Annotated in this window: 22 protein-coding genes and 1 tRNA gene; 15 read left to right on the top strand and 8 right to left on the bottom strand. The window is 40.6% G+C overall.

Annotation, left to right across the window (positions count from 1 at the left end; genetic code table 11):
- Positions 1-247: 247 nt before the first annotated feature.
- Complete coding sequence (locus CLNEO_RS15825) at positions 248-463, bottom strand: hypothetical protein (protein WP_162266469.1); 216 nt, start codon at positions 461-463, stop codon at positions 248-250.
- 192 nt (positions 464-655) lie between these two features.
- On the opposite strand from CLNEO_RS15825, the gene polA reads away from it, so the two are divergent.
- The 5 genes from polA (at position 656) to CLNEO_RS08950 (ending at position 7,194) form a co-directional block, all read left to right on the top strand.
- Positions 656-3,310, top strand: a complete 2,655-nt coding sequence (gene polA / locus CLNEO_RS08970; RefSeq protein ID WP_066087616.1) for a DNA polymerase I — start codon at positions 656-658, stop codon at positions 3,308-3,310.
- A gap of 17 nt (positions 3,311-3,327) precedes the next feature.
- Entirely contained in the window at positions 3,328-3,921 is a 594-nt protein-coding gene (coaE, locus tag CLNEO_RS08965; protein ID WP_066087613.1) for a dephospho-CoA kinase, read from the top strand.
- A gap of 131 nt (positions 3,922-4,052) precedes the next feature.
- A complete protein-coding gene (locus tag CLNEO_RS08960; RefSeq protein ID WP_066088057.1) occupies positions 4,053-4,607 on the top strand; it encodes a lytic transglycosylase domain-containing protein in 555 nt (184 codons plus the stop codon).
- A gap of 15 nt (positions 4,608-4,622) precedes the next feature.
- Positions 4,623-6,230, top strand: a complete 1,608-nt coding sequence (locus tag CLNEO_RS08955; RefSeq protein ID WP_066087610.1) for an ABC transporter substrate-binding protein — start codon at positions 4,623-4,625, stop codon at positions 6,228-6,230.
- A gap of 10 nt (positions 6,231-6,240) precedes the next feature.
- Positions 6,241-7,194: a galactose-1-phosphate uridylyltransferase gene (locus tag CLNEO_RS08950; protein WP_066087607.1), complete on the top strand. Its 954-nt coding sequence runs from the start codon at positions 6,241-6,243 to the stop codon at positions 7,192-7,194.
- A gap of 343 nt (positions 7,195-7,537) precedes the next feature.
- Here CLNEO_RS08950 and CLNEO_RS08945 read toward each other — a convergent pair whose 3' ends face one another.
- The 4 genes from CLNEO_RS08945 to CLNEO_RS08930 form a co-directional block, all read right to left on the bottom strand.
- Positions 7,538-7,978: a hypothetical protein gene (locus tag CLNEO_RS08945; protein WP_066087604.1), complete on the bottom strand. Its 441-nt coding sequence runs from the start codon at positions 7,976-7,978 to the stop codon at positions 7,538-7,540.
- A gap of 82 nt (positions 7,979-8,060) precedes the next feature.
- Positions 8,061-8,456, bottom strand: a complete 396-nt coding sequence (locus CLNEO_RS08940; RefSeq protein WP_066087601.1) for a polyketide cyclase — start codon at positions 8,454-8,456, stop codon at positions 8,061-8,063.
- 48 nt (positions 8,457-8,504) lie between these two features.
- Positions 8,505-9,161, bottom strand: coding sequence for a DNA alkylation repair protein (locus tag CLNEO_RS08935; RefSeq protein WP_066087598.1), 657 nt, complete (start codon positions 9,159-9,161; stop codon positions 8,505-8,507).
- Positions 9,162-9,324: 163 nt separating this feature from the next.
- Entirely contained in the window at positions 9,325-9,957 is a 633-nt protein-coding gene (locus tag CLNEO_RS08930; RefSeq protein WP_066087595.1) for a CatB-related O-acetyltransferase, read from the bottom strand.
- A gap of 321 nt (positions 9,958-10,278) precedes the next feature.
- Here CLNEO_RS08930 and CLNEO_RS08925 point away from each other — a divergent pair, with 321 nt between their 5' ends.
- Entirely contained in the window at positions 10,279-10,755 is a 477-nt protein-coding gene (locus CLNEO_RS08925; protein WP_242864193.1) for a spore coat protein, read from the top strand.
- A 57-nt stretch (positions 10,756-10,812) separates the two neighbouring features.
- On the opposite strand, the gene CLNEO_RS08920 is transcribed toward CLNEO_RS08925, so the two are convergent.
- The 3 genes from CLNEO_RS08920 to CLNEO_RS08910 all read right to left on the bottom strand — a co-directional run bounded on the left by CLNEO_RS08920 (position 10,813) and on the right by CLNEO_RS08910 (position 12,482).
- Positions 10,813-10,896, bottom strand: a tRNA-Leu gene (locus CLNEO_RS08920).
- Between the two features lie 75 nt (positions 10,897-10,971).
- Positions 10,972-11,493 carry a peptidylprolyl isomerase gene (locus CLNEO_RS08915; protein ID WP_066087592.1) on the bottom strand — a complete coding sequence of 174 codons (522 nt, stop codon included), beginning with the start codon at positions 11,491-11,493 and terminating at the stop codon, positions 10,972-10,974.
- A gap of 164 nt (positions 11,494-11,657) precedes the next feature.
- Positions 11,658-12,482: a metallophosphoesterase gene (locus tag CLNEO_RS08910; RefSeq protein WP_242864192.1), complete on the bottom strand. Its 825-nt coding sequence runs from the start codon at positions 12,480-12,482 to the stop codon at positions 11,658-11,660.
- A 400-nt stretch (positions 12,483-12,882) separates the two neighbouring features.
- On the opposite strand from CLNEO_RS08910, the gene CLNEO_RS08905 reads away from it, so the two are divergent.
- From CLNEO_RS08905 to CLNEO_RS08860, 9 genes are all read left to right on the top strand, one after another.
- Positions 12,883-14,118, top strand: a complete 1,236-nt coding sequence (locus tag CLNEO_RS08905) for a DNA polymerase Y family protein (RefSeq protein ID WP_066087589.1) — start codon at positions 12,883-12,885, stop codon at positions 14,116-14,118.
- A gap of 209 nt (positions 14,119-14,327) precedes the next feature.
- The gene (locus CLNEO_RS08900) at positions 14,328-14,633 is read left to right on the top strand and encodes a hypothetical protein (RefSeq protein ID WP_066087586.1); all 306 of its coding nucleotides are present in this window, start codon (positions 14,328-14,330) and stop codon (positions 14,631-14,633) included.
- A gap of 12 nt (positions 14,634-14,645) precedes the next feature.
- The gene (locus tag CLNEO_RS08895; RefSeq protein ID WP_066087583.1) at positions 14,646-15,053 is read left to right on the top strand and encodes a (deoxy)nucleoside triphosphate pyrophosphohydrolase; all 408 of its coding nucleotides are present in this window, start codon (positions 14,646-14,648) and stop codon (positions 15,051-15,053) included.
- Positions 15,054-15,164: 111 nt separating this feature from the next.
- The gene (locus tag CLNEO_RS08890; RefSeq protein ID WP_066087580.1) at positions 15,165-15,455 is read left to right on the top strand and encodes a putative quinol monooxygenase; all 291 of its coding nucleotides are present in this window, start codon (positions 15,165-15,167) and stop codon (positions 15,453-15,455) included.
- Positions 15,456-15,483: 28 nt separating this feature from the next.
- Complete coding sequence (locus CLNEO_RS08885; RefSeq protein WP_242864191.1) at positions 15,484-15,960, top strand: DUF402 domain-containing protein; 477 nt, start codon at positions 15,484-15,486, stop codon at positions 15,958-15,960.
- A 3-nt stretch (positions 15,961-15,963) separates the two neighbouring features.
- Entirely contained in the window at positions 15,964-16,668 is a 705-nt protein-coding gene (gene radC, locus CLNEO_RS08880; protein WP_066087578.1) for a RadC family protein, read from the top strand.
- A complete protein-coding gene (locus CLNEO_RS08875; protein WP_066087574.1) occupies positions 16,665-16,889 on the top strand; it encodes a PspC domain-containing protein in 225 nt (74 codons plus the stop codon). Before radC ends, CLNEO_RS08875 begins: the two co-directional genes overlap by 4 nt.
- 105 nt (positions 16,890-16,994) lie before the next feature.
- Positions 16,995-17,999 (top strand): tryptophan--tRNA ligase, encoded by a 1,005-nt coding sequence (gene trpS / locus CLNEO_RS08870; protein WP_066087572.1) that lies wholly within the window; start codon positions 16,995-16,997, stop codon positions 17,997-17,999.
- A gap of 1,148 nt (positions 18,000-19,147) precedes the next feature.
- Positions 19,148-20,554, top strand: coding sequence for a S1C family serine protease (locus tag CLNEO_RS08860; RefSeq protein ID WP_066087566.1), 1,407 nt, complete (start codon positions 19,148-19,150; stop codon positions 20,552-20,554).
- Positions 20,555-20,692: the final 138 nt, after the last annotated feature.

The raw sequence follows: 20,692 nt of genomic DNA, 5'->3' as shown, positions 1-20,692 counted from the left end.
TGCAAGAAGGACATTAAATTCAAATTGTCCTTGGGAAATTTTCGGTTTTTGTAATAGGTTTTTATAAGGATTTGGTGTATAATAAATAATAGTATGGTGAATTACGCATAAATTCTTTAAATTGGGTTTTAACTGACTTCGAACGCCCACGTTTTTAATCGTGTGGGTACTGGCGGAATGTATTTAATTGTGCACAAACGCCTAAGGAATACAAAGGCGTTGTAAACATCGCGGACTGTAGGCAAAATCAAAACCTTGAGGGCTTTGCCCTCAAATACTTACAAGGGTTTGGGTCATCACTTTTGCTGCGCAAAAGCCAGCTTCGCTGTCTGCCCTGTCTTGGCAGTGAGGGGTCATCACTTTTGCTGCGCAAAAGCCAGCTTCGCTGTCTGCCCAATCTTGGCAGTGAGGGGTCATCACTTTTGCTGCGCAAAACAGATGGTACTTTTCTTTGCCATTGCAACCTTGGCCGGCCTAAACCCGCATAGGATGCGGGTTTCATAAAAGTTTTTGGTCTTGCTTTTTTCAAAAAGCAAGTGGGTTTGGGCAACGCCCAAGGTTTGTCTGCGCTCTGAGGTGTTAAAAACACCGTTCGTTATGAGTAAAATTATGTATTGATTTTGCGAATACTTTTGACTGAAATAGGAGATCAATTATGACTGAAAAAATAATGTTGATAGATGGAAATAGCATTGTAAACCGTGCTTTTTATGGAGTTCCCCTCTTGACGAATAGTGCGGGACAGTATACCAACGGCGTATATGGATTTTTAAATATTCTTTTTAAGCTAATGGATGAGGAAAAGCCGGATTATTTGGCGGTTGCCTTTGATTTGCATGCACCAACCTTTCGCCATAAGGAATTTGGTGGTTATAAAGGAACAAGAAAGGGTATGCCCGATGAATTGCGGACGCAAATGCCATTGCTGAAGGAAATGCTTCAAGCCATGAACATTCAGACATATGAAATGGAGGGCTATGAGGCTGATGATATTTTAGGGACGCTTTCTGCCAAGGCTGAAGAACAGGGGGTTGTGCCCGTTGTTGTTTCTGGCGATAGAGATTTATTGCAGCTTGCCAGCGAAACTTTAAAGGTGCGTATACCCAAAACAAAGGGTGGGCGCACGGAAACAGAGGATTACTATGCAAAGGATGTTGTGGAAAAATACGGTGTTACACCGTTGGAATTTATAGATGTAAAGGCTTTGATGGGGGATGCTTCCGATAACATTCCCGGTGTTCCTGGAATTGGGGAGAAAACTGCTGCAAAAATCATTCGGGAATATCATGATTTGGAAAATGCCATTGCCCATGCATCGGAGGTAAAGCCTAAAAAGGCCGCGGAAAACTTGGCGGAATTTCAAGCTCAGGCAAGACTTAGTAAATTTTTGGCCACCATTATTCGGGATATGCCCATATCCTTGGATAAAGAGGGTACAAAAATTGGAAATATGTTTAACGCAACTGCCTACGATTTGGTAAAGCGATTGGAATTGAAAAGCATGTTTGACCGTTTTGAAAAGGACGAGGTTCAGACCACGCAAATACAAGATTTTCATGGTGTGTATTCTTTTGACGAAGCAAAGATTTTTTTTCAAAACTTAGAAAATAAGGAAACGGCATATATTATTTTAATGGATGAAAGCGTGTGCCAAGGCCTTGCCTTATATCAAGAGGATTTGGGTGGCGTTTGGCTTGAAGTTGGAGAGGAATTGACGGAGGAACAGTTTTTTGCGTTGGCAAAACCATTCTTTTCGGATGATAGATTTATAAAAATTGGTCATGACATCAAGAAAGACCTCAAAATATTAGGAGCTTCTATTGGAGAAATGCCGAAGATTTCCTTTGATACTGCCATTGGGGCTTATATTTTGAATCCCACAGGCTCATCTTATGATTATGATGACTTGGCAAAGACATTTTTAAATCAGGTTTTCCCTTCTGGGGAGGAGGTTTTGGGCAAGGGCAAAAGCAAAAAGGCTTTTTGTATCCTTTCTGAAGAGGAAAGGAAAAACTTTGCTGTAACCCAAGCCAAGGTGTGCTTTGAAGCGAAAAAAATTATGGAAAAGCAGCTTGCGGAAAATGGGCAGACTGAGCTTTTTTATGATATAGAAATGCCCCTCATTTATGTCCTTGCTGATATGGAGGAGTATGGGATTAAAGTGGACAAGGAAGCCTTACTTTTGTATCAGAAAAACTTGGAAACAAGTATTGATATCATTACTAAGGAAATTTTTTCTCTTTCCGGCGAGGAATTTAATTTGAATTCCCCCAAGCAGCTGGGTGTTATTTTGTTTGAAAAGCTGGGTTTAAAAGGCGGAAAGAAAACAAAAACAGGCTATTCTACTGCTGCTGATGTTTTGGAGAAATTGAAATACGAGCATCCTATGGTGGAAAAAATATTGTATTATCGTCAACTAGCAAAGCTGAAAAGCACTTACGCTGACGGTCTTTTGGCTGTAATGGACGAAAAAACAGAGAAAATTTATTCTACCTTTAACCAGACTATTACCGCCACGGGGCGAATCAGCTCCACAGAGCCAAATTTACAGAATATTCCCGTGCGTTTGGAATTGGGTAGAGAGTTAAGGAAGGTTTTTATTCCTGAAAACAGAGAGTTTTGCTTTTTGGACGCGGATTATTCCCAGATTGAGTTGCGGGTACTTGCCCATATTGCGGGAGATGAAACCCTGATCAATGCCTTCCGTAATAATCAAGATATTCATAGGCTAACGGCATCACAGGTGTTCCATGTGCCCTTTGATGAGGTGACATCGCTACAAAGAAGCAATGCAAAGGCGGTGAATTTTGGGATTGTTTATGGCATTGGTTCCTTTAGCTTAAGTCAGGATTTGGGAATTAGCCGAAAAGAGGCAGAGCAGTATATTGCCGCTTATTTTGCAAAGTATCCCAATATCAAAAAATATCTGAATGAAACCATTCAGCATGCCACAGAGGAGGGCTATGTTTCCACACTTTGGAACAGAAGAAGGGCCATGCCCGAATTACAGAGTAATAATTTTGTGCAGCGTTCCTTTGGGGAGCGTGTGGCCATGAATATGCCCATTCAAGGCAGTGCAGCGGATATTATAAAAATTGCTATGGTTCATGTGCATAAAGCGCTGAAAGAAGGTGGCTATCGCTCTCGCTTGATTTTGCAGGTGCACGATGAGCTGCTGATTGAAACCTATATCGAGGAAAGGGAAGCAGTGGCTAGGATTTTAAAAGAGAACATGGAACAGGCGGCAGAGCTTTCGGTTCCGTTAGATGTAGAGGTACATGAAGGGAATTCTTGGTTTGAGGCAAAATAAAAAATGAGGGATATGCCATGAAAGTAATTGGTTTAACAGGGGGGACGGGCAGCGGAAAGGGCATTGTGAGCCAATGCCTTCGGGATGCAGGCGCCGCCGTTATTGATGCTGACGAAATTGCCCATGAAATTATAAAAAAAGGAAAGCCGGCTTATGAGGAACTGGTGGACTATTTTGGGTTGCAAATTTTACAAGAGGATGGCCAGATTTTTCGGCGGAAGCTTGGAGAAATTGTGTTTCGGGAGAAAGAAAAACTGGAATTTTTGAACCGCTGTACCCATAAATATATCGCACGGGAGATTTCACGGCAAATCCAAGAGGCCAAGGAATTAGGCAAGGCAAAATTGATGATTATTGATGCGCCATTATTGGTGGAGGCAGGGCTTGTGGAAGTTTGTGATGCCGTTTGGGTTGTTTATGCCGACGAGGAGGTTCGTGCCCGCCGTGTGATTGAGCGCGACGGCATTACATGGGAAACGGCTAAGGCACGTATTGCAACCCAAAAATCCTGGGAGGAGTATGAACGCTATGCACAAGAGGTGATTGATAACAGCGGCACACTAGGACAGGTACAAGTGCAGGTAAAAAATTTAATGAAAAAATATGCATAGCAATAGAAAGGTATTCAGATTTTTTGTTTTGAAAGCTGTGCAAGTATTTTAAAATGTAAAAAGGCAGTTAGTGATTTATCTTTCGGGGGATTTATGAAAAAAAACATTAATTTAAAGGCGTGGGTGAAGATATGCTTCGTTTAATCAGAAAAATACTTACCCGGATTGTTCTGCTTTTGGTAGTGGCGGCATTGGGGTATTTTATAGTATTACCTAAAGTGCTGCCCATCAAATACAAAGAACAGGTTGAAAAATATGCAAAGCTGTATGATGTGGAGGAATCCTTGATATTCGCTGTTATTTTTTGCGAAAGTCGTTTTGATCCCGATGCCCATTCCAGGGCAGACGCCAAGGGCTTGATGCAGGTAACGACGGAAACGGGATGGTGGGTTGCCAGCCGCCTGGATTATTTAGACGAGGAAACCCTGGATTTAAAGGACCCAGAAACCAGTATTGCAGTGGGAACATGGTATCTGCAATGGTTGGAGGAAAAATTCAGCGGGATTCAGCCTACGGTTTTGGCGGCTTATAATGCGGGACACGGAAAGGTAAGCCAGTGGCTTAGTGATAATCAATACAGTGAGGATGGCTATCATCTGGAAATGATTCCTTTTCCGGAAACCAATAGCTATGTGAGAAAAGTTGAAATTGTGCAAAGGCTTTATGAATTTTTTTATGGTTTATAGTTTTTGGAGGCACATATGAAGAAAAAAATAATGATTTTAGCCCTTCTTTGCGTTCTTATTTTTTCGGGTTGCGGGAAAGGCGGAGAAGTAAACAATAATTTTTCGGTTATCGGGGATGTAGAGAAAAGTCAAGGGGAAACCCATGTTTTGACTCTTTCCATGCGTGTACCGGAAACCTTAAATCCGCTGCGAAACAAAGAAGAAACGGTGGATACCATACTAAAGCTAATTTATCAGCCCTTGCTTGCCTTCGATGAAACAGGAAAGGCTTGCCCTTCGGTTGCGGAGAGCTGGAGCTTTTCTGGGGATGGGTTAACCCTATCTTTGCAGCTTCGCACGGACATTACTTGGCAAAACGGTTTGCCTTTGACTGCGGATGATGTGGCTTTTTCCATTGATACCATTCAGGCTGCGGAGGAGGATTCCGTATACAAAAGGGTGTTGGATTATGTTTCTAGCTACCGTAAAACGGGGCAGTATTCCATAGACATTTCTTTTCGCACCCCGTTTAGTAAGAACTTAGCGGCGTTAGAGTTTCCGGTGATTTCCGCAGCATACTACAAGGGGCAGACTGACCCGAAAAGCCAAGTGAATCTTACGCCTATGGGCAGCGGGCCTTATGCAATGAAAGCATATTCTGTGGCGTCGGAAATGATATTGACGTTAAACCCTTCCTATAATGGGCAAAAGCCTGAAATCGAAACGATTTCCGTTCGTACCACGGGAGGCGCAGAAACGGATGTTTACGCCTTTAACCAGAAGATGACGGATATTTTGGTGGCGGATGCCGGCGATGCAGGGCGTTATGCCGATGAAGGAGCAGTGGGGGTATATCAATTTACTTCCAACCAATATGATTTTATTGGGTTTAACTTCCATAGAGATTTATTTCAGGATAAAAATATGCGCCAAGCAGTTGCTTATGTGGTGCCCAAAACAACAATTTATGATAATGTTTATTTGCAATATGCAAGGCTCACCAACACACCAGTAAGCCCAAGCTCATGGCTGTATGAGGAAAATGTTGCGCCTTTTGAGTATGATTCGGATATGGCAGCAACCTTATTGAAAAATGTGGGGTGGATTGACAAAAATGGGGATGGCAGGCTGGAAAAAGACGGCGAAAACGGGCAGGAGCAGCTCCACCTTACTATTTTAGCAAATGAGGAAAACAGTGCAAGACGGCAGATTGCTACGAAGCTGGGGGACGAATTAACCCTCTTAGGCTTCGAGGTTTCCTTGGATATTCTGCCCTTTGACGAATATCAGGAAAAATTTATTCATGGGGATTTTGACCTCGTTGTTGGTGGATGGCAGATGTCCTCTGTCACCAATTTGTATGATTTTTTTGGCACAAACGGAAGCTTAAATTATATAGGCTATCAGGATGAGCAGATGGATGCCTTGCTTAAGACGGCAAATGAAGCCGTTGGGGAGGGGGCAACCTTGCTTGCATACAGCAGCCTGCAAAAGCGCATTGCTGAGGAGCTGCCTTATATTAGCATTGCTTTTCGCAATAAGGCGATGCTTACCTCCCATCGTGTTGGCGGCGAAATTGTACCTACGGAAGAAAATATTTATAATTCCATAAATCTGTGGACTTTCGGAAGTGAAAAAGAATAGGGGGGAGATTATGTCCGAAGTGAGAAGAAATCCTTTTACCAAAGAGTGGACGCATTATGCCCAAAATAGGAAAAACCGTCCCTATGAATTTCTGCATAAAATTGAGCGGAAATGCAGTGGGAACGAGGAGTGCCCGTTTTGCGGCGGACATGAGGATAAAACAACTCCCCCCCTTTATCAAGATGGAGAGGATGATTGCTGGAGAATTCGTGTGTTCCCCAATATGTTTCCCACGGTGGATAAAGAGGCGGAAGGAAAGTCGGAAACCCTTTTTTACGAACATATTTTAGGCAAGGGAATCCATGAGGTTTTGGTGGATACGCCCCATCATGAGGAGACCATTGACCATTTTTCTTTGGCACAGCTAGAACGGGTTTTTGTTGTATTGCAGCAGAGATATTGCAAAATGCTTTCGTCAGAGGAAGTGAAATATATACAGATTTTTAAGAATTGCGGCCCTTCGGCAGGAATGAGTATTTGCCATTCCCATTGGCAGATCGTTGGGTTGCCTGTTATGCCCCAGCGGGAGGATTTGATGCGGCGGTATATGCAAAAGGAGGATTGTCTTTTTTGCAAAATGCTTACTTATGAAAAGGAACAGGGCATACGCATTGTGGAGGAAAACCAACATTTTTTAGTAATTACACCTTATGCCTCTCGGTTTCCCTATGAGCTTTGGATTTGTCCCAAAAGGCATATTTCCAGTTTTGCCAATGTGAAGGCTGAGGAATTAAAATCTTTATCTGTTTTATTTCACGGGCTTTTGCCAAAAATTTCGTCCTTACGCAAGGATGTGGGGTATAATATTTGTCTGATTGATGGCGAGGTGAATGGGGACTTTCACTGGCATATTGAAATTTTGCCCAGAATCGGCGGCTTTGCTGGTTTCGAGTATGCTACAGGAAGTTATATCAATTCTATTTTACCGGAACATGCGGCGGAATATTATCGTAAAAAAGATTAAATAGATGCTTACAAAAGACGCCCGAATGATAAGGAAAGTCCTTGCAATCAGGCGTTTTAAATTTTGTAAATTTATATTTAAGCATCGTGGAGAGGTAAAAACCTAGCTTATGAAAATTGTACCATTCTATGATCTTTTCTTCCGAGGCAAACCTTAACGCAAGCAGGACCCTTTTTGCAAATTCCAAAGCTGCTGTGCCGTTTGCGGTGATGATATTGCCATGACTAACTGACTGTTCCGTACCATAATTTTTCTCACTGGGATATGTTTTGCCTGCCCGTGCTTTTAAGTTATTTTCTAGCCTCCTTAAGGAATAGTGTTTGTTGCGGCAGAATCCGTATCTTCATTTCATGGAGTTTTTCATTGCATCCCCAACGGCATCAAAGCCCTTTTTCATAAAATTTACTTTTTCGTCAAGGATGACTGTTTCATCCTCCTGAATAATGATTTCTGCGATAATTCTTGCGTTGTGTTCCGTTTTTTCAGTACCTCCGCCTATGGTGGTCCAAGTGATTTCTACATTGTCGGCAGATAACTCATTTTCTGTCGTCGCAGTAAATTGTGCCCCGTCAAAGAAAGCAGCTTCTGACCTTGCGTTTACAACAATTTCGCCATCAAGCTGATATACTTCGATGGAGTTGTAGTCCTCTGTTGATTGGCGCAAAAGTTTGTAATCGGAGGTATCTATCTTAAACGGATTTTCTGCTTCTACCTCTTTTGCACCGCATCCGCTGCAAGCCATAAGTAAGAGTAGATGGCATAATAATATTTTCTTTTGAAACATAATTGTCCTCCTTTTTTTTCAAACAGACATTAAAAAATAAGTAGTAATTTTTTATGTTTTTGTTTCGTTCGGAACCGCAAAATTAGTTTTGTAATGCTTTTTTTAAATCCGATATATAAGCAAGCTGTTGTTTTTTTAAATATATTTTCAAAAATGGTTTCAGCAAAACTTTTTTTGCGTCAACGGTTTCGGTGAAAATAATGGTTGTTTTGCCGTTTTGATAGGAAAAAACACCTGCCCAATGCCCTTTTATACTGTTATTTTCCATATCAAATTCCCAACATTGACAGGGCTCGGTTCGAGTAATGGTAAAGGTTGTGGAATAACCCTCCTTGGTATACTCTACAAACTTCGTGGGAGTTAAAACTTGAATTTTACACAAATCACTTCTCCATGAAATGTTTTCCAGAGAAGTTACCATATTCCAAACCTTTTGGATATCACATGGAAAGGTAGCTTGTATTGTTGAAGTTGCCATGATTTCACTCCTTGTTTTGTTTTCTAAAAGCTGGGCATAGTTAAATGGTTAAAGATATTTGCTGCCTTCTCGTATACTTAAGCTGTTCATTTCATCTTGATATTTTTTAATAAAATTTCCCACCCAATGGGGATTCACCTTGGAATAATCCCGCAAACTCCAACCGATAGCCTTATTGATGAAAAATTCATTGCTGCCCAAATTATTGAGAATAATTTCCTCCAAAAGTTCTTTGTTCGTTCGTTCCTTTCTGGAAAGCTGATGGTCTATGGCAAGACGCCGTATCCAAAAATCTTCATCCCTTGACCAGGTGAGCATGAGTGCATCTATTCTGTCGTCTACAATTCCAATATCTCCAACAATTCTGTCCAGGCCGTCAATGGTATCCCACCATTGCTTGGTTTTTACATAGTGCTTGATTTTTGGTACATCATCATAGGTTAAAAATTTTTGCATTACCGACAAATAATCCAAGACAATATACTGCATTTCTCGATATTTGTTTTCCCAACAGTCGTCTAGAAATTCCCAATCAATTGTTTTGTTTTTCTTTCCTACCCGAAAAATCTCTTTACAAACGGATTTTCTCTCTGGTGGACGCACACCTAAAAAGGAAAACTGATTTCTCATATAGGCCGACATTTTTATTGCAGCATCTTCGTTTTTTAGGTTTTCCATGCTTGAAAAAATAGTATCAGATCTCATAGACTACTCCTCATTTCATGCTTTATTTGTAAATATTTTACAATACTTAAGCATTATAGCATAATAAAATCCGGTAAAAAAGAGATTCTTTTTACCGGAAATTCTGACTTCTGGCTTTTGTTAAATTAAACCCAGAGTATAAGGGGATCATTCAAGAATGAATTCAAAATAATAATTTGTCAATTTCCCCATTCATAATATAGGGGAGAAATTTCTGGATTTTTTCGTAAGGCCAATTCCACCATTGCAGCTTTTGTAAACTTCCTATCGTTTCTTCGCTAAAACGCTTTTTTATTTCTTGTGCAGGAATGCCGCCAACAATTGTGTATGGAGGAACGTCTTTTGTTACCACTGCTCTTGAACCAACGATTGCGCCATCTCCAATATGAACGCCGGATAAGATAACTGCTTCATATCCAATCCAAACATCGTTGCCAATTACAATATCACCTTTATGATCCCAAGCAGATGCAACCTGTTTTTTGTCTAAATTCCACGCTTCAAAAAAAATTGGAAACGGATAGGTGGAGAGGGATTTTAGCGTGTGATTGGCGCTGTTAAAAAGAAATTTCGCACCGCAGGCGATGGAACAAAATTTACCGATAAACAATTTATCTTGGTTAATTGGATAGTGGTACAGCACATTATTTTTTTCAAACTCTCTGGGGTCAGAACAAAAATCATGATATATTGTGTAGTCGCCAACCAGAATATTAGGATTAAAAACGATATTTTTTAAATACACCGTTTCAAAATCATTCTTTCGCGGAAATATTTTTTTATCTGAAATAGTCATAAAAACCTCCTAAGGTTTATTTTTTATTCAACTATTTCAGTAATTACAATGCACCTTTTCATTTTATCACCAGCTTATAATTATTAAATCATTTGTCTAATTATACCATAAAAATAAAAACAATAAAAGGATTTGGACTAGAATGGTTTAAGCTTTTGCAATTTGAACTATGATTCATTTTGGTTTGAAAAGCAACTGCTAGGAGGAAAAATTTATAGGAGTTTCATTATATTATTCAGTTTTGCAAAGCCCATAAAAAGAGATTTGCCTAAAGTATAGATTGATTTCGTATTGCGCATACTAAAAACCGAGGTGATAAATATGCAATTAACACAAAACAAAGCAATGCAATTAACACAAAAAGAAACGACCCTTTTAAAAGATTTAAAGGAACAGGAAAAACTTTGCGTAGATAAATATAAAAAGTATTCCTCAGAAGCGGTTGATTCACAGCTTAAGAATTTGTTCTCTCAAATTGCACAAATTGAGCAGCAGCATTATGACACCCTTACGCAAATTGAAAACGGAACAATTCCTGCGCAGGGCGGAAAAGCACAGTCACAGCCCACGTTTACTGCAGCCTATGGGCCGGCGAATACGACGGAGAAGCAAAATGACAGCTATTTATGCACGGATGTGCTCTCCGCTGAGAAACATGTTTCTCATCTATATGATACATGCGTTTTTGAATTTAAAGATGAACAAATACGCAATATTCTGAACCATATTCAAAAAGAGGAGCAGGGTCACGGCAAAATGATTTACGATTATATGTCAGTAAACAGTATGTATTCGTAAGTAAAGGCAATATTAAGACATAAAAAAGAGTTGTCAAATTAGACAACTCTTTTTAAGTGCGGATGGTGGGACTCGAACCCACACGATATCACTACCGCCAGATTTTGAGTCTGGTGCGTCTGCCAGTTCCGCCACATCCGCAAGGAAAACTGCTTGCTTATATTATCATAAATTTTTTTATAATGCAAGCAGTTTTTTTAAATTTTTTTTGAAAAATTACATTTTTTCCGGTTCGGGATACACTTCTCCAAAGGTATCAACGCTTACCTTTGCCATCACTTGATCCTCAACGGGGCGGTCGCCGCGGCTGGTACCAGTTGTAGCAATGGCATCCACAACCTCCTGTCCTTCGATTACCTTACCAAAGGAAGCATATTGTCCATCCAAATGAGGAGATTTTTCGTGCATGATAAAGAACTGAGAGCCTGCGCTGTTGGGGTTCATTGCACGAGCCATGGAGAGCACACCCTTATCGTGCTTCAAATCGTTTTTTACGCCGTTGATGGAAAATTCACCACGAATCTGGTAGCCCGGGCCACCCATGCCTGTGCCGTCGGGGCAGCCGCCTTGAATCATAAAGCCGTTAATGACACGGTGAAAAATCAATCCGTCATAATAGCCTTTATTGACTAAGGAAATAAAATTATTTACCGTATTGGGGGCGATTTCCGGATAAAGCTCCGCTTTAATTACGCCACCGTTTTGCATTTCAAATGTTAGAACTGGATTTTTTGCCATGATAGTCTTCCTTTCGTAGTTCATATTCAAAATTTAAATTGATTGCTTTTTTTGCCCATACCAAACCTAAACGCTTTTGCATGAAAAAAAAGGATTGCCAAGGCTTGGAAAATGGATTAGCTTGGCTCATTATAGCATAATGTGGTAGGGGAAGCAAATATTCGTTAAGGCTTTTTTTCGTACTTCAAAGTAACCATTACCAGCTCAGGTCGGTTGAAAATGCGAAAGGGGAAGGTGCTGTTGCCCAAGCCGCGGCTAACCACCATTGCCGTGTTGTTTTCTTCATAAATCCCCACCGTGTAGGATGGAAAAAAACCTTGATTTGGGGCGAAAATACCGCCGATAAAGGGCAATCTGATTTGTCCGCCATGGGCATGCCCGGTGAAGGCAAGATCCACACCATTTTCCACATAGGTTTCAAATAATTCCGGTCGATGGGAGAGAAGAACGTGGAAAGAATTCTCATTTTCGCCTTTTGTGAGGGTGGAAAGAACCTGTGCATAATAGGGATTTACGCTCTTATCTGCAAGGCCGATGATTTCTATCGTAGCCCCGTTTCTTTCAACAATAGACTTCCCATTTTCCAATATGGTTACTCCTGCTGCAATTAATTTTTCCGAAAGCTCATCAAAACAGCCGGATTGATGCTCGTGATTGCCGCTGACATAGTAAACAGGGGCAATATTTACCGCTTTATCTACAAAGATCATTGCCACATCCAAATCGGTACGGTTTCGGTCAATCAAATCTCCGGTGATTACGATGATATCCGGCGCTCCATTTCTTATTTTTTTCAGAAGTCGTTCCTGGTTTTGCCCAAAGGATTTATTTTGCAAGTCGGAAACCTGTAAAATTTTATAGCCGTCAAGTCCCTCTGGGACGTTTTTGGAATAGGTATGCTGTGTTAGCATAAGCCCGTTGTTTTGCCAGTATAAAAAGCCCGCCAAGCAAATGAAAGTGCAGGCAATTTTGGTTTTAAGATATTTCAAGGGTTTCACCGCCAATTCATTTTTATTTTTTACTATTATAAGGTCGATTATTGAAGAAAACAAGAAATGTTTTCTTAATATACGTACTTTTAAAATAATAGATTTTTTCTTTTGCTTACAAATTTCTCTAAAACCATACAAATAATGTTTGATTACGGTTGATTTTCTGCGATTGAAGCCTTGTTTTTTTCATGGTATACTAGGGGAAATTGGTTGCTGGCAAAAATGAATATTTTGGCATAGAGAGTTTCGCTCAAGCCGTTTCAAAGCTGTACTGCCAAAGATAGGGCAGACAGCGAAGCTGGCTTTTGCGCACCAAAAGTGCTTGACCCGCTTGCAGGGTTCGGGACAGAATCCCGAGAAGTTATTAATTCCGATCATATATATAAGGGGGAGCGACGTGAGAACAATTTTTCATATTGATGTGAATGGTGCGTTCTTAAGCTGGAGTGCGGTACAGCTGCTTAAGGATGGCGGTATGCTGGATTTACGCACCGTTCCCTCGGCTGTTGCGGGGGATAGCGAAAGCCGTCGGGGTATCATTCTTGCAAAAAGCACCTCCGCTAAAAAATACGGCATTGTAACGGGAGAACCAAAGGGGTTTGCTTTGCAAAAATGCCCTGATCTGATCTGTGTCCCTCCGGATTTTTCTTTGTATACCAGAAATTCCGAGGAAATGTTTTGTATTCTTCAACATTACTCCGACCGCATTGAGCCGTTTAGCATTGATGAGGGTTTTCTTGACTATACAGGGATGGAGCAGCTTTTTGGCCCACCCTTGGAGGGTGCGAAAAAAATAAAAGAGCATATCAAAAAGGAATTGGGCTTTACCGTAAATATTGGTATAAGCTCCAATAAGCTTTTGGCGAAAATGGCAGGGGAGCTGGAGAAGCCGGATAAAATCCTCACCCTTTATCCGGATGAGTTGGAAAAGAAGCTGTGGCCTCTGTCTGTGGACGAAATGTTTATGGTAGGCAGAAGGACTGCCCCACGCCTCAGAAAAATGGGCATACGCACCATTGGTGATTTGGCAAAATATCCTGTGACGCTTTTGGAAAAAGAATTCAAAAGCTATGGCAGAATGCTCAATGCCTATGCCAACGGGATAGACGATACCCCTGTTGCCCACGCAGAAGCAGTTCGGGAGGTGAAAAGCATTGGAAACAGCACCACCATTCCTTATGATGTGGAGAAACGGGAGGAAGCCTATAAAATTCTTCTTTCCTTGGCGGAAATGGTTTCCATGCGCCTGCGGGAGGGCAAGGTTTGTGCAAGAGAAATTGGCGTGGAAATTAAAACCACGGATTTTCAAGTATATTCTCACCAAAAAAAGCTGCTGAATTCCATTGATTGCACGAATGCGGTTTATGAAGCGGCAAAAATGATTTTTGATGAGGCTTGGAAAAAAGAACCCATTCGCCATTTGGGTATTCGTGTTGCCCAGCTTTGCAGGGATGAATGTATCCAGCTTTCTTTTTTAGAGGAAGATTGGAGCAAACAAAAGCAGGCCGATGAAGCCATGGATATTCTCCGCAGAAAATACGGCAGAGAAACCGTGGTGCGCTCCACCTTTGTTGGTGGCATAGATCCGGCTTTTGGCGGAGGAAGCTTAAAAATCAATCATTTAAGGAAATGAAAAATTTTTGAGGGAAATCATGGGAAAAACATTCTTTAAAGAATGATTACATTGCTTTTTTTATGGGAAGTTTATGTTTATTGTACAAAGGCGTTTTTTATCAAGGCAAGCTGCATTGTGGTCGCCATTGGCCTCATTTCAGGGAGAATTGTATTTCATGCAAGGAAATGCATGAAGCACTTAGATAATAATAAACAGGAGGAAAGAAAATGACAGATTTAGAAAAAAAATTCTCTGAAGAATGGATGAAAAAAGCAGAGGAAGCCCAAGGAATGGAAGACTATAACGCTGCAAGGCTTTTGAAAAATATACAGGAACGTGGCGGTGTTTTGGTTGCCCGGAGAGCCTTGGAAAGAAACGGCTGCTCCGAAAATTTTGAGCTTCTTAAAAAAAACAGACGGCTGGATTTATCCATGGAGGCATTAATTGTCAAAGGGGAATACGGCACCTTGTTTGAGGATGATGAGGTAAATCAGTGCTTGGCGTTACTTTGTGAATGTGGATATTTTGGGTAAGAGGTGAAAAATATGACGGAAGTCGTTGCGGCCTTGCTTTGTCAAGATGACCGTTTTTTGATCTGTCAGCGGCCGGCGCATAAAAAAAGAGGGTTGTTGTGGGAATTTGTTGGTGGCAAGCGAGAAGCAGGGGAGAGCAAGGAGAAGGCACTTGTGCGAGAGTGCCGGGAGGAATTGGGTATTACGGTAAAGGTGGGTGAGGTTTTTATGGAGCTAACGCATAGTTATCCTGATATTACCATAGAGCTTACGTTGTTTTGGGCGACAATTTTCCAAGGCACACCCCAACTGCTGGAGCATGAGGATTTTCTCTGGATTAAGGTTGAGGATATCCCCAAGTATGCCTTTTGCCCTGCCGATGAGGAGGTTTTGCGCCGCTTAATGGAGCGTGGTTTGCCTAGGGAAAATCAGCCTGTATAAAATTAATAAAGAATTATAAAATAATTTGTTGGATTTTAAGATCAATTCTTGTATTTTATGGTATAATTTTTTATAATAAAATAAATGATAATAATAAAAAGGACTGAGTGCATGATTGTTTTAATTGCAAAGAGTGTTGTACCACAAAAAAATAAAGAGGCATTTTTACAGGTGGCGGAGAAGTTAGTTTCGGAAACAAGAAAAGAAGCGGGGTGTATTTTTTATGACTTCGTGAAAGATTCTAACGAGGAAAACGTATATTATTTCGTAGAAAAATATACGGACCAAGAGGCGGTGGAGGCACACAAAAATTCTGAACACTTTGTTACCTATGCGCCCAAGATGCGAGCTTTGCGAGAGGATGCCCAATTGATCCAATGTGACGTTTTAACCTTTGAATAGGCTGTTTTAGATGAGGATGGGTGAGAAATTGAGTGATTTAAAGCTCTACCGCAAGCGGTTTATTCCAAATGAAACAATTTGCCTAAAGGATGATGAAATTTTTTATCATGATGAAGATGTGATTATTACCAAATGGTTCGTTTTTCGCCCAAAAGATGCGTTTAGTCATGGAGTTTCATGTTATTATTTAAAAAAGGGTTTTAAAATAAGTAAGTTTTTAAATGAAAAAAATGAGCTGGTTTATTTTTATTGTGATATTATAGATACGGAATTCAATAAAGAGGAAAATTGTTATATTTTCAGCGATTTATTGGCGGATGTTATTGTAATGGAAAATGGTTTTGTAAAGGTGGTTGATCTGGCGGAGCTGGCTGACTGCTTAGAAAATGGCATTATTTGCGAGAAAAATGTGAAGGACGCCCTTCGGCGGTTAGATGCTCTTTTGCAAATCATTTATAATGATGGCTTTGCCGAACTAATTCGGTTTTTGGAAATTGAGGGGTAATTTATGGCAGCGGATATCCATAGTGGGCATCGGGAACGAATGCGGCAGCGCTTTTTACAAGAGGGTGGCGAAGGCTTTCATGATCATGAGCTTTTGGAGATGCTTCTTTATTATTCTGTGCCCAGAGGTGATACGAATCCCCTTGCTCATAGAATGATAAAGGAATTCGGTTCTTTGCCAACCTTGGTGGAAGCGGAGCCGGCTGATATTTCCAACCTTTGCGGCGTAGGTCAAAATACGGCAATATTGGTTTCTTTGCAAAAGGAGTTGAGCAGACGGTGTATGCAAGCCCGTTGGCGAGATAGACCCATGTTGAATTCTTTGAGCCGCGCGGTTGAATATTGCAAAGCACTTATGGCATACAAAAACAGGGAGTATTTTTATGTAATCTGTCTTGATAATAAGCGTCGGTTAATCAATACGGTGCAAATTGCGGAGGGTACAGTAAATTCAGCGGCGATACACCCAAGGATTGTGATGCAGGCTGCGTTAAAACTACAGGCTTCGGCTGTGATTTTTACCCATAATCACCCCGGTGGCACAAGTAAGCCTACCTTTGATGACATTGAAACAACAACAAAGCTGTGGGGTCTGTTATATGCCGTAGAGGTTCAGCTGATTGACCATATCATTGTTGCAGATGGCACGACTTTTAGTTTTTTAGAAAATAAATTATTAAGTAAAGAGGTTATGGAGGGAAAATTATGACAAAAAGATTATATCGTTCCAGTACAAATGTAAAAATTTCAGGTGTATGCGGCGGCATAGGAGAGTATTTTGATATTGATCCTACCTTAGTTCGTTTGCTGTGGATATTGGGAAGCTTGTTTACAGCAGTATTTTTCGGTATTTTGGCATATGTGATTTGTGTATGCATTATCCCTATAGATACTGGGTTTATTGATGGCGAATACAAAGAAAAGGAATAAAACAAAGAAATAAAACAAAGAAATAAAACAAAGAAAGGTGGCACTGGGAAGCTTCCGCAGGCCATCTTTTTGTTGATTGTGATACGTGAGAGGAGATAGAAATAAATGGTAGATGAGAAAAAAAGAATTTTTAGCGGCATGCAGCCTTCGGGATTAATTACTTTGGGAAATTATCTTGGTGCACTCAATAACTGGACAAAGCTTCAAGATGATTACGATTGCTTGTATTGCATTGTAGATATGCATGCAATTACAGTGCGTCAGGATCCTCAGAAGCTGCGCAAGCAGGCAAGGGATCTTTTAACTCAGTATCTTGCCGTTGGATTGGATCCCGAAAAGAACATAATTTATTATCAATCTCATGTGTCTCAGCACGCAGAATTGAGCTGGATTTTGAATTGCTACACCTACATGGGTGAACTAAGCAGAATGACACAGTTTAAGGATAAGTCTGCCAAGCATGCAGATAATATCAACGCAGGCTTGTTTACTTACCCGGTTTTGATGGCGGCGGATATTTTGCTGTATCAGACGGATTTGGTGCCTGTTGGGGAGGATCAGCGTCAGCATTTGGAAATTACCAGAGATATTGCCATGCGCTTTAACGGTATTTATAGTGACACCTTTAAGATCCCCGAAGCATATATTGGCAAGGTTGGGGCAAAAATCATGGCACTGCAGGAGCCTACCAAAAAAATGTCCAAGTCCGACGAAAATCAAAATAATACCATTGCTCTGTTGGATGAACCATCGGTGATAATGAATAAATTCAAGCGTGCCATGACGGATTCCGACAATCAGGTGCGTTTTGGTGAGGACAAACCGGGGATATCCAATCTTTTGGGTATTTATTGTGCTGTAACAGGGGTTTCTCCAGAAGCGGCGGAAAGAGAATTTGCAAATGCCGGTTATGGCACCTTTAAAACATCTGTAGGCGAAGCGGTTGTGGCAAAGCTGGAGCCTATTCAAAAACGTGTGAAAGAATTGGAAGCAAATAAGGATTATCTGGATAGTGTGATTAAAAGCGGAGGGGAAAAAGCTGGACGTATTGCAGAAAGAACCTTGTCAAAGGTGCAAAAAAAGGTTGGTTTCCCGGTAAAAATCCGCTGATTAAGGAGAGCCTTGGTTATTAGAGAAAGCTTACTAAGAAATTGGGGTGGGAATATCTTTAAAACCCTAAATAATTTCTTCGTGGGAAAGTGGTTTTTCTGTGCAAAATTCTTAGAGGATTGCAGCGAACCGCTAAGAACGACACCGATATTTATAACCTCTTAAGACATTTGTTTTAGGAGGTTTTTTGTATGAAATAATTTTAATAAAGATGCTTTGCTAGTAGAAAAAAATAAGAAAGGGGAAGGAAGAACGGTCTTTGGTGCAAGAGTAGAAAAATATACATACTTATCTTTTGGCTGAAAGTTAAAATTAATAGCCTTCATTTTCACACCCACAGCGGTAGGTAAGGAAATCTTCAAAAACTGGATTGGAAAAACAATTCCTACAGCCGTATTGTCTTGCGAGCTGCATTTTTCGATAAAAATGCCGTGGACAATATTGAAAAAAACCTTGAAGCATCTTTGCAAATTGGCTGTAATTGGATTATTATGGAATGCTATCACTACATTAGAATTTGAGAAAACAAAGTTGCAGTAGTGATAATATCTGTGTATAATATATTTGTTTGGCGGTGTATTATAGGAATGAAGTTATTCATTAGGAATATAAGGATCAAAATTTAATCGTATTTATGTATAATATAAAAAATAATTTGGGAAAACAGCTTTTTCAGTTTCATTGGCTGATCAGCAGCGCAATCCCGGTGGTTACTTCTATATGCAGAGACAATGGAATTTCCTGAGAAATAATATGACGGTGATGTTTTTTGCTACACCTAGTCAGAGCGAAGACAAACCTTGGGCGTTGCCTAAACCCACTTGCCTTTTGAAAAAAGCAAGATCAAAAACTTTTATTAAAACCACTTAGCTATGCGGTTTTTGATGGGTCAAGGGTGAAACCCTTGTGGGTGTTTGAGGGCAAATCCCTCAAGGTTTTGATTTTGTGTACAGTCCGGCTGGGTGTTTTGCAACACCCAGTTTCGCCTAGGAATATACCTAGTCGAAACTATTTATAAATTTCTTTCCTTTTTGGGAAAAAATTTATAAAAACCGTTAAATTAACCAATTATTTATTTCTCGTTCATATTTTGTTCAAAAGGATGCGTTATACTTATAACTATAAAAAATGAACGGAGGTAATTTGATGTGTTTGAAAATGAAGATATGAATTTAAACAATATAAATCCAGAAAAAGATGATTTCTATAGGAAGGATGAGCAAATGGATAAGGAGGCAATGCCTGAAGTGGTGGAAGGTTTTACACAAGAGTGTTCGCTGGAAGAGGAAAATCAAACTTCGAAAGACGACGGACTTGCAGAGGGTGATTCATTCCATAATAGGCAGGATAAGACAGACATTTGCGAAGGCCCTTCTATTCGAGAGTATCGCTATGAGGAGCAGGTGAAGAAAACACCCAAAAAGAAACGCAACTGGGGCAGGTTTATTGCTGCATGCTTAATTGTCAGTGTGGCGGGCGGTGCAAGTATGGGAGCAGGCTACGGTGCAGTGAAATATTATTTCAATGATGAGCCAGCGGTGACAAAAACGCCTGTGGTGGCGCAAAAGGTTTCTACAAACACTGCAGGAATGTCCGCGGTGGATATCATTAAAAGCGTAAAGCCCTCGGTTGTCAGCATTTCCACAAAGGCTACGGGCACTGCACAATATTTTGGTTCCTTTAGTGTTCCTTATGAATCCAACGGCATGGGCAGCGGTGTAATTTTCTATTCAGACGATGAAAAGGTGGCTATCGCTACAAATAACCATGTGGTTGACGGTGCAACTTCCATTTTTATAACATTTGATGGCGATGTTAACGTTCCGGCAAAGGTTGTTGGAACAAAGAGTGAGTCGGACTTGGCGGTGATCACTGTTTCCTGGGACGATTTGAAAAGTGCAGGGGTCAAACAAATTAGCGTAGCAACCTTTGGTGATTCTGACAGCCTAGAGGTTGGGGATAGCGTAATTGCCATCGGAAATGCAATGGGTATGGGTCTTTCCGCAACGGATGGTATGGTTAGTATGACAGAGCAAACCATTAATGTAGAAGGAAACCAGCTTACTGTTTTACAAACAAGTGCTGCAATTAACGGCGGGAACAGCGGTGGCCCCTTGGTAAACAATGCGGGCGAGGTTATTGGAATTAACACAGCAAAATATAATTCTTCCATGGCAGAGGGTATGGGTTATGCAATTCCAAGCAACGTGATTTCCCCTGTTATTCAGGATTTATTGGAAAACGGAACGCAACCAAAGCCTCATATTGGCATTAAGGGTACTAGCATTACTACGGAAAATGCAGAATTATATAAACTTCCTGTAGGTGCCTTGATTATGGAAGTGGCAGAAGGCGGTCCTGCCGAAGAGGCCGGAATTATGGTAGGTGATATTATTACTGCTTTTAATGGAAAAACCGTTATGGATATGGATTCTTTGATAGAGGTTGTTGGAGAAACTAAGGTTGGAGATACTATAGATGTTCATGTAGTAAGAAATGGCGAAACGGGCCACGATTTAAAGCTGGTCATTGCCGATAAAAATAGTATTAATTAATGAATAGTGTTTAAATATTGCGGTTTTCCTTGATAAAAAGGTTGACACGCTTCATGAAAAAGCCCGCTTGCTTATACAGGATATGCTTTAAAATCCTTGCAATTGGGCTTTTTTGATGCAAATTTTCAAGAAAAAGCA

Source organism: Anaerotignum neopropionicum (assembly GCF_001571775.1).
Taxonomy (GTDB): Bacteria; Bacillota; Clostridia; order Lachnospirales; family Anaerotignaceae; genus Chakrabartyella; species Chakrabartyella neopropionicum.
The sequence above is the reverse complement of the archived record's forward strand: the minus strand, read 5'-3'. Positions and strand labels throughout refer to the sequence as shown.